The sequence below is a fragment of the Deinococcus marmoris DSM 12784 genome, from assembly GCF_000701405.1.
Lineage (GTDB): Bacteria > Deinococcota > Deinococci > Deinococcales > Deinococcaceae > Deinococcus > Deinococcus marmoris.
This window is the reverse complement of record NZ_JNIV01000160.1, coordinates 1-6,401: the sequence shown is the minus strand read 5'-3', so window position 1 is coordinate 6,401 and position 6,401 is coordinate 1. Positions and strand designations below refer to the sequence as shown.

8 protein-coding genes and 1 pseudogene are annotated in these 6,401 nt (G+C 65.1%); 6 read left to right on the top strand and 3 right to left on the bottom strand.

Going from position 1 to position 6,401, the window contains the following annotated elements; all coding sequences use genetic code 11:
• Positions 1-227 (bottom strand): annotated as a pseudogene (locus Q319_RS0122070) (IS4 family transposase); the annotation flags it as partial.
• A gap of 80 nt (positions 228-307) precedes the next feature.
• Here Q319_RS0122070 and Q319_RS0122065 point away from each other — a divergent pair.
• Together Q319_RS0122065 and Q319_RS0122060 are read left to right on the top strand one after the other, a co-directional pair.
• Complete coding sequence (locus Q319_RS0122065) at positions 308-514, top strand: hypothetical protein (RefSeq protein WP_029484566.1); 207 nt, start codon at positions 308-310, stop codon at positions 512-514.
• Positions 511-1,011 carry a hypothetical protein gene (locus tag Q319_RS0122060; RefSeq protein WP_029484565.1) on the top strand — a complete coding sequence of 167 codons (501 nt, stop codon included), beginning with the start codon at positions 511-513 and terminating at the stop codon, positions 1,009-1,011. Before Q319_RS0122065 ends, Q319_RS0122060 begins: the two co-directional genes overlap by 4 nt.
• 218 nt (positions 1,012-1,229) lie before the next feature.
• Here the strand turns inward: Q319_RS0122060 and Q319_RS0122055 are convergent, their stop codons facing one another.
• Entirely contained in the window at positions 1,230-1,550 is a 321-nt protein-coding gene (locus Q319_RS0122055) for an XRE family transcriptional regulator (protein WP_029484564.1), read from the bottom strand.
• A 138-nt stretch (positions 1,551-1,688) separates the two neighbouring features.
• On the opposite strand from Q319_RS0122055, the gene Q319_RS0122050 reads away from it, so the two are divergent.
• Both Q319_RS0122050 and Q319_RS25925 read left to right on the top strand, forming a co-directional pair.
• Positions 1,689-3,353 carry an MBL fold metallo-hydrolase gene (locus Q319_RS0122050; protein WP_029484563.1) on the top strand — a complete coding sequence of 555 codons (1,665 nt, stop codon included), beginning with the start codon at positions 1,689-1,691 and terminating at the stop codon, positions 3,351-3,353.
• A gap of 141 nt (positions 3,354-3,494) precedes the next feature.
• On the top strand, positions 3,495-5,210 hold the full coding sequence (locus Q319_RS25925) for a PAS domain-containing sensor histidine kinase (protein ID WP_051655678.1): 1,716 nt from the start codon (positions 3,495-3,497) through the stop codon (positions 5,208-5,210).
• A gap of 143 nt (positions 5,211-5,353) precedes the next feature.
• Here the strand turns inward: Q319_RS25925 and Q319_RS29010 are convergent, their stop codons facing one another.
• Positions 5,354-5,482 (bottom strand): hypothetical protein, encoded by a 129-nt coding sequence (locus Q319_RS29010; protein WP_281173854.1) that lies wholly within the window; start codon positions 5,480-5,482, stop codon positions 5,354-5,356.
• A gap of 258 nt (positions 5,483-5,740) precedes the next feature.
• Here Q319_RS29010 and Q319_RS0122035 point away from each other — a divergent pair, with 258 nt between their 5' ends.
• Positions 5,741-6,169 (top strand): DUF3995 domain-containing protein, encoded by a 429-nt coding sequence (locus Q319_RS0122035; RefSeq protein ID WP_029484561.1) that lies wholly within the window; start codon positions 5,741-5,743, stop codon positions 6,167-6,169.
• 4 nt (positions 6,170-6,173) lie between these two features.
• Positions 6,174-6,401, top strand: a 228-nt coding sequence (locus Q319_RS27620) for a TetR/AcrR family transcriptional regulator (RefSeq protein WP_029484560.1), incomplete at its 3' end; no start/stop codon positions are given.

Below are 6,401 nucleotides of genomic sequence, written 5' to 3'. Positions count from 1 at the left end.
TGCTCATCGTGGACGGCGCGTTCCACGCGCCGCTTCTTGGCCTCGGGCGTGCTGGTTCCGGGCAAATGCGGACCCAGGTCTCGGTGGTTGACACTCTGCGCCATGATCATGGCCAGAACAACGTCGACGGCACGCTGATGCGTGTCGATACGTAGCGAGGGCACGCAGGCTTTGAAATGGGCGGTGAGTTCGGGAGCCTGTGAGGCGGCGGGTTTTGGTGGTTTCACACCTCAAAACACCGCCATTTCTCGTTTCTGTCGAGGGACAGATCGGAAGGTGGACTTCCCGCCGTCTGAGACGGTCAAAAATGAAGTTGTCAGCTACTGAGGTCATCTACACCTCGGCGTTCTCCACCGCGGCGAAAAAAGGCATGGAAGGCAAGCCACATGCCCTGAGTTCGGTGGGCAACGTCCTTGAATTCAATCTGCGGATCCTGCCCTTGCTCATCGGCGGTGCCATCATCACCGGCCTGGTCGTGGCCTTCAGGACACTCCGTGCACGGAGGGGAGGATGAGTCCAGACACCGAACGCCCTGGACGTGACCGCCAGCCAGCGAACGGGCAGGACATCACCTCATACTCCGCCCTGAGAACACTCCTCACCGACCCCCATTCACTGATGTTCCCACTCGTCTGTGCCGCGCTGTCTGTGCTGCTCAGTCTGATCGACTCAGGCATGCACGTCCGCCAGGTGCCGCCCGCCATCTGGGCGGCGGCGCTGATCGTCGCTGTCCTGGTTCAGCTGGGCATCTGGCTGCTGGCCCTGAGCGGTCAGACCAGCATGAGGCGGAAGCAGGGCATGCTGATCGGTGCGGGTTATGGCCTGAGTACCGGTGTCCCTGTCGCTTACTACTTGGCCTTCAACAGAGCGGCAGAGAGAGGCATGGCCGGCCAGGAACATCACTTCAGTTCCCTGGCCAACTTCTTGCAGTTCAACCTGTTCGTGTTGCCGCTGCTGTTCGTCATGTCTCTCGGCGCCGGCATGGTGGCTGTCCGGTTGAAGAAATGGTGACGCGCCGCGCTTTCAGTTCCAGGGAACCCAGACCTTCGGGCCAGGCTTGCGGCCCGCACCGGGGTGCTTGCCGCCTCGCGTCTCCGCTTTTGATTCCATGCACAGAATCACTCTTGATTTCAGGCATGCAATCAACGGGGGAGTGGGGGCCTTGAGGCAGGTTCAGGAGCCCGCCCATTTCATCAGACCTGCGGCCCCGCTCGCTCAGGGCCGTGCGGTCAGCCGATCAGGAAGCGCTCCTCGCCCAGCTTGACGGTGACCTCGATGTCGCCGCCCAAAGCCTGTACGAAAGCACGCAGGGTCGCCAGTTCGGTCTTCTCCAGGTCGCCGCGCTCGATGCGCGAAACCCGTGACTGCGAGATGCCCAGCCGCCTTGAGAGCTCCTCCTGATTCAGGCCAGTGGCGCTGCGGACTTCGGCCAGCCGGTGAGCGCGCACCTGGGCCAGCAACGTGCCCTTCAGCTCTGTCACACGTTCCTCGTTCACACGCCCCTCGGCCACAGCCTGAGCGCGCACGGCTTTCCAGTTCTGAGCGTTCATGTCGTCTCCTCGTCAAGCAGCATGATCTCCCAGAGTACCGCTCAATATACCTCCAGTGTTCCAGAACGCAAGAGGCATAACGTAAGGGGACGGCTGCCAGGGTGTGCAGAAGAACCGGCAACGCCCACAATGACGGCCATGAGCGATTTGCACTTCCTGGGCCTGGGCGGCACCGACGAGGTCGGGGCCAGCAGCTATCTGTACCGTCTGGCCGAGGGCAACCTCCTGATCGACGCCGGGGCGCGCCCCGGTTCTATCGGCGACGCTGCACTACCGCAACTCGGACTGTTGGCTGACCACCCACCTGCGGCGATGATCCTGACCCACGCCCACCTCGATCACGTCGGCGCGCTCCCGGTGGTCATCCGGCACTTCCCGAAGCTCAACATCTACTGCACCGAAGCCACGGCCCGCATCGCCACCCTGGTGCTCGGGGACACCCTCAAGGTCACCACCATGCAGGGCCAGCCGCTGTTCAGCGCGGGCGAGATGAAGCGCACTTTGGAACGGCTGCGACCCGTCCCGTACTTTCAGCGCATCAGTGACCACGGCTTCGCGTTCACGCTGTTCCCCAGCGGCCACCTGCTGGGCGCGGCCAGCGTCCTGATCGAGAGCGGGGGGCGCGCCGTGTTCCATACCGGGGATGTCAGCAACATCTCGACGCCGGTGGTGGACGCCGCGTGGCTCCCGGCTGCGGTCATGCCCGTGGACGCGGTGGTCTCGGAGAGCACCTACGGCGACACCCTGCTGCCCAGCCGCAAGGAGCAGGTGCGCGCCTTCGTCACCGCCATCGGTGAGACCTTACGCGGCGGTGGGCGGGTGCTGATCCCATCCTTCGCGCTGGGCCGGGCGCAGGAGATCACACAGATCCTTCAGACCTCGATGGCGAGTGGGCTGCTGCCTGCGGTGCCCATCCACCTCGATGGCCTGACCCGTGGGATCACCGAGGCGTACGAGGACATGCTGCCGCTGCTCCCCGAGGCGCTGCAGAACCGCACCAAGGTCAGCAAGCAGCGGCCCTTCTTGACCGGTACGGTCAATCTGGTCAAAGACAAGCGCGAGCGCGAGGGCATCCTGGCTTCGGAACGGCCTGCCGTGGTCATCGCCTCGTCGGGCATGCTGCACGCCGGAGCCAGTCCGCAATACGCCCGCGCGTGGCTGCCGCACGCTGAGAACGCCCTGTTCGTCGTCGGGTACCAGGACGCCGAGAGTCCGGGGCGCAGGCTGCTGGAACTCCAGCAGGGTGGCGAGGTGATGCTGCCCGCGCAGAACAGCGGCAAGGGCGGCGGTGGCTTCGAGCCAGTGTCGGCGTACTCGCGCATCGAGCGCTTCTACCTGTCGGCCCATGCCGACAGAGGTGGCCTGCTGGGGATGATCGCCCGGTACCAGCCGGGCAAGGTCATCCTGACCCACGGCGAGCTGCGGGCGCGCAGCAACATGGCGGGCTACCTGAACAGCAAGCACGACGTGGGGCTGCCCGAAGCCGGGGAGCTGGTGCCGCTCAAGGACAGTGGGAAGCGCCGGGGATCGTTCATGAACACGGCCCCGAAGAAGTTGGAGGCCATGAAGGAGCGCCATGCCCGGACCACCGTGAGCGTGCGCTATGACGCGGAGACGCACGAGGTCCGCATTGCCCTGCCCGACACGCTGGACGGCGCGCTGTTCGGGGAGGGGGACTACACACTCGAGGTCCTGCGCGGTAAGACCAGCCGGGTCAAGCTGCGCGAGCATGACGCCGAGGCCGTGGAAGGCCAGCGACAAGCTGAGGCGGACCGTGAGCTGGAGGAGAGCGCCACGGTGTAGCGTTCAGATAGGACCAGAGCGCTGTGCGGCTGTCGCGCCATACACTGCCTCTCCCTCACACTCCCTACCCTCGCCCGTCCGCACTACCCAGTCACGACGTGACTGCCACCATGGGAGGCGCACAGCGCCGCCGGAGACCGCTTGACTCACCTCGACACTCCCCGCAAGGCCGCCGAACACAAGATGGACGCCCTCATCCGCGACTTCGACTGGGCCGCTGGCCCGCTGGGTCCGCGTGAGGACTGGCCAGTGAGCCTGCGGGCACTGACCGAGATGCTCCTCGCGCACCCCTTCGCCATGATGGTGCTGTGGGGGAGCGAGCTGATCCAGCTCTACAACGATCCCTGCCGCGTCATCATGGGCGACAAGCATCCCGGTGGCCTGGGGCAGCCCAACCGAGAGAGTTGGCCCGAAGCCTGGCCCGTCTTCGCGCCGATCTACGAAGGCGTCATGATGCGGGGCGAGACCGCCTCGCTGATTGACCAGCCCCTGACCCTCCACCTGAACGGCCAGGACGAGCGGGCGTTCCTCAACCTGACGTACAGCCCGGTCTATGACGACCACGGTGCGGTGGGTGGGGTGCTGGTGACCGTGGTCGAGACCACCCGGCGGGTGCGGGCCGAGCAGGAGGCTGCCCTCCACCGCGCCAAGGTGGAGCGGCGCAACGCCACCCTGGAGACCTTCGCCGTCCTCACGCGTGACCTGGCGCTGGACACCGATCCCCTGACGCTGATCCGCCTCGTTCAGAACGCGGTGCTGCCGCTGCTGAACGCCGGGTTCTCGCAGTACTACGAGCCGGAAGATGGGCTGTGGCGCATTCGTTCCCAGGTGGGCCAGATCAGGACACCCGCCGTACAGGCCGCGCTGGAAGCAGGGCTGCCCTTTGAGACCACGTCTACCCTGCTGACCCCATGGCACACCGGCAAGGCCGAGTACAAAGACGTCTATGACCCGGCGGCGGACGGCTTGCCCCGGAGTGACGTCCCCCTCTTCGCCACGGCGGCGCTGCCCGTCATGGTCAGCAATCAGATGCGGGGCGTGCTGGTCTTCGCGCTCCCCGAGACCCGGAAGTGGTCACCGGTGGACCGCGCGGTGCTGACCACCATGAAACGCAGCCTGACCCTGGCGCTGGAGCGCGCCGAGCAGATCCGGAGTGTCGAGCAGCAACGGGCGGCCTTGCTGGAGGCCAACGAGGAACTCGAAGCCTTCAGTTACTCGGTCTCGCATGACCTGCGGACCCCGGTGCGGCACATCAAGGGCTTCAGCGAACTGCTCCGCAAGAGCGTGGGGCCGGGCCTGGGTCTCAAAGACACGCATTACCTGACGGTGATCGACGAGGCGGCGGGGCGCATGAACATGCTGATCGACGCCATGCTGGACCTGTCCCGCACCGCCCGGCTGCCGCTGCGCGTGGGACCCGTGGACCTGGACGCCCTGGTGTCGCAACTCCAGCAGGAACTGGAGGCGGACGCGCAGGGACGCGCCGTGCGCTGGGAAGTCTCGCCGCTGCCGCTGGTTAGCGGGGACCACGACACCCTGCGGCAGGTCCTGAGCAACCTGCTGAGCAACGCCCTGAAGTACACCCAGCCCCGCGAACTGGCGGTGATCGAGGTGTGGGCCGAGGAGCGCGCAGAAGAGTGGGCGGTGTTCGTGCGGGACAACGGCGTGGGCTTTGACCCCCGCTACACTAGCAAGCTGTTCGGGGTGTTTCAGCGGCTGCACCTGGAACGCGAGTTCGAGGGGACCGGGGTAGGGCTGGCGAACGTGCGGCGCATCATTTTGCGGCATGGGGGTACGGTCAGCGGCCAGGGTGTGGAGGGAGAGGGGGCCACCTTCAGCTTCACCCTGCCGCGCTGAGCGCCTGGAAAAACGCTTTGACCACCGCATGCCTACCGCTTGAGCAAGCGCGCCAGCCACGGCCCTGAGTCAGTCGGGCGGGGAGATGGCGAATTAGAGGGGTTCGGGCACGTAGCTGAACGTACCGCTGACCAGCAATCGGCTCATCCCACTTGATCTGCGGCATTGTTGAGCGGCACGCCGTCGATCTTGAGAATGACAAACTGATCGCTGACCTTGAGCACCGTCACTGTGCCCTGGGTGCCCACAGCCTTCCAGTCGATCTTGACCACCCCGCGGACTGGGCCTGCCCCAATATTGCGTAGTTGAGGTTAAGCGGCTGTCTATTGTCGAGGCTTATCTCCATCTGCGCAAAACTGGGTCACCTTCAATCGGCGCTGAGAAGGGTTCAGGGGAACTTTCGAGAATTGCCGTCCGAGCCGCGAGAAATCAGGTTGACCACATCGTGAGCGCAGGTTGTAGTTCCCAGTCTCAAGTCACCCAAGGATCCAAAGTTGAATATCTCTCCTGTACGTACCATACTGTTTGGTATGGAAATAATTGCTCTTCCTGTTGCTGTCATCCTGATGGTCCTGGCTCTGCTGCATGTCTATTGGGGCGCGGGTGGACTGTGGCCTGGATCAAGCCGTGACACGCTGGCCGCGCAGGTCTTCGGCGGCCCCCCCGGGACACCGATGCCTTCTGTCACCGCCTGCTACGCGGTGGCTGGACTGCTGATCCTGGCGTCATGGCTGGTGCTGGCCGCGTCCGGACTGCTGTCGGCAGCGGGGTGGCCCACTGGCCTCATCCGGTCAGGCGCATTCGGGGTGGCCGGCGTCTTCGTGCTGCGGGGCGGCCTGGGGTACGCGCTGCCGCGCCTGACTTCAGGCAATCCCACCTTTGCCCGGCTCAACCGCGCGATCTACTCGCCGCTGTGTCTGGGCCTGGGTGCGCTGACCCTGCTGAGCTTGTTAGGCTAAGGCGGTGACGAAGCGGCGGGGCAAAGCAGACTGGCTGGAGCTGGGCTTGAAACTGCTGCGGGACGAGGGCGAACAGGCGCTGACCCTGGAACGGCTGTGTCAGGACATGGGCCTGACGAGGGGTTCGTTTTACCACCATTTCCAGAATGTCGCCGCCTACCGCACAGCACTGCTGGAGCAGTGGCTGGACACACTCACCGAAGCGCCGATCCGTCAGTCTCAGGATGCAGCC

Bases quoted from the DNA above. Each gene is read 5' to 3' on its own strand.
- Q319_RS0122065 (WP_029484566.1), top strand. From the start codon at position 308: ATGAAGTTGTCAGCTACTGAGGTCATCTACACCTCGGCGTTCTCCACC.
- Q319_RS0122060 (WP_029484565.1), top strand. From the start codon at position 511: ATGAGTCCAGACACCGAACGCCCTGGACGTGACCGCCAGCCAGCGAAC.
- Q319_RS0122055 (WP_029484564.1), bottom strand. From the start codon at position 1,550: ATGAACGCTCAGAACTGGAAAGCCGTGCGCGCTCAGGCTGTGGCCGAG.
- Q319_RS0122050 (WP_029484563.1), top strand. From the start codon at position 1,689: ATGAGCGATTTGCACTTCCTGGGCCTGGGCGGCACCGACGAGGTCGGG.
- Q319_RS0122035 (WP_029484561.1), top strand. From the start codon at position 5,741: ATGGAAATAATTGCTCTTCCTGTTGCTGTCATCCTGATGGTCCTGGCT.